This window comes from Henriciella sp., from assembly GCF_049649345.1.
GTDB lineage: Bacteria > Pseudomonadota > Alphaproteobacteria > Caulobacterales > Hyphomonadaceae > Henriciella.
Genome location: NZ_JBARZC010000116.1, coordinates 1 through 1,825, shown reverse-complemented (window position 1 = coordinate 1,825; position 1,825 = coordinate 1). Strand labels below are relative to the sequence as shown.

At 60.9% G+C, this 1,825-nt stretch carries 2 protein-coding genes; both read left to right on the top strand.

Translation table 11 applies throughout. The annotated features are described in order from the left end of the window. Positions 1–512 (top strand): helix-turn-helix transcriptional regulator (locus tag WA989_RS02895; RefSeq protein WP_424339022.1); only part of this gene is annotated, 512 nt, incomplete at its 5' end. Between the two features lie 104 nt (positions 513–616). Further along, positions 617–1,825 (top strand): TonB-dependent receptor (locus WA989_RS02890; RefSeq protein ID WP_424339021.1); only part of this gene is annotated, 1,209 nt, incomplete at its 3' end.

The following is a 1,825-nucleotide window of genomic DNA, read 5'->3' as shown; positions in this document are numbered from 1 at the left end:
AGATATGCCAGCGCCAGAACCGGTTCTGGACCGTGCCGATCGAATATGGCGGGGCGGCCTATGAGCTTGTCTACGACTATGACCTCGCCTGTCAGCCGCTGTCGATCCAGGACCAGGTGGACCTGTCCTCGGACGGGCTGTTCTCGCGCGTCATCAACTATCTGGACGAGCATCGCGGCGAAGGCGAGGGCTACAGCACGACTGCGCGCACGCTCGACCTGATTGATGGCGGCCTTTCGCGCCAGAGCGACGTGGCAAGGCGGCTGGGGATCAGCGTGGCGACGTTGCGTCGCCGGCTCGGCGAAGAGGGGGTGAACTTCCGTGACCTTCTACTCGATACGCGGCTGCGCCAGGCCGAAGGCATGCTGAAACGCGGCTGTTCGGTGGCCCAGACGACCGAGCTGCTGGACTATTCCGACATCCGGGCCTTCAACCGCGCGTTCAAGCGCTGGAAGGGCGTCACGCCGGCTGCCTTCGCGCAGGATTGCCAGGTCAGCCGGGAGCTCGCCTGAGCGAAAGTGTTCACTCCCGCTGAACGAGAGTGTCATATTCAATAAAGCCAAATTCCCCGATCCGGGTGGTCGATGCGCATTAGACGCTCGATTGGGAGGAATTCATGACTTACTTTACCCGGACCCCGGTCCGTCTCGGACTCGTTTCAGCCATTGCCCTGACCTCAGGTCTCGCCGCTCACGCCCAGGAGGCGACCGAGCAGGACGAAGAAGCGCGCCGCTTCACGACCGTTACCGTGACCGCGCAGCGGCGCGAACAGAACCTGGTCGACGTGCCTGTCTCTGTCTCGGCCTTCGATGGCGAGCTGCTTGCCGATCTTGGCGTGGCTGACATCACCGAAATTTCCAAGATTTCGCCAAATGTGACGCTTGAAGTCTCACGCGGCACGAATACGACGCTCACCGCCTTCATTCGCGGTGTCGGCCAGCAGGACCCGGTCGCAGGCTTTGAGTCCGGCGTCGGCCTCTATGTCGACGATGTCTATCTCAACCGTCCGCAGGGCGCTGTGCTGGATGTCTATGATGTCGAGCGCGTCGAGGTGCTTCGCGGCCCGCAGGGCACGCTTTACGGCCGCAACACGATTGGCGGCGCGATCAAATACGTCACCAAGCCGCTCTCCGATGACCCGACCTATGAGGTCAATCTCAAGGCCGGCACGTATAACCAGCTCGATGGTGTGGTCACCACGTCGCTGCCCGTGACCGACACGTTCCGCGTCGGCGCGTCTGTCGCAAGTTTCAATCGCGACGGCTTTGGTGAGAACATCATCACCGGAGAAGAGAACTACAACAAGAAGCTGTTCGGCGCGCGCGTTTCTGCAGAGTTCGATGTGACGGACACGTTCCAGCTTCGCGCAGCGGCAGACTATTCGCTCGACAAATCGAATGCCCGCCAGGGCCACAGGCTGATCCCGGACCAGCTTCCGCCTTTCGACTATCCGGTGCTCGGCGATGTGTTTGACACGCGCGCTGGCCTCAATGTGATCCCGCAAAAGGTCGAGGCCTATGGCGGTTCGCTCGTTGCCGAGGCAGAGCTCAATGAGAACTGGACGCTCAAGAATATTCTCGCCTATCGCGAGGATGAAAGCACCAGCCCGATCGATTTCGACTCCCTGCCGGAAGCTGACCTCGACGTGCCGGCAATCTATGAGAATGACCAGTTCTCAGAAGAGCTGCAGCTGCTGTATTCCGGCGACCGTCTCAACGGCCTTGTCGGTTTCTACTATCTCGATGCCAACGCCTCGACCGTGTTCGATGTGCTTCTGGCGACGACAGGTGATGTGCTCGGCTTGCCGGGTCTCAATGCGCAGACC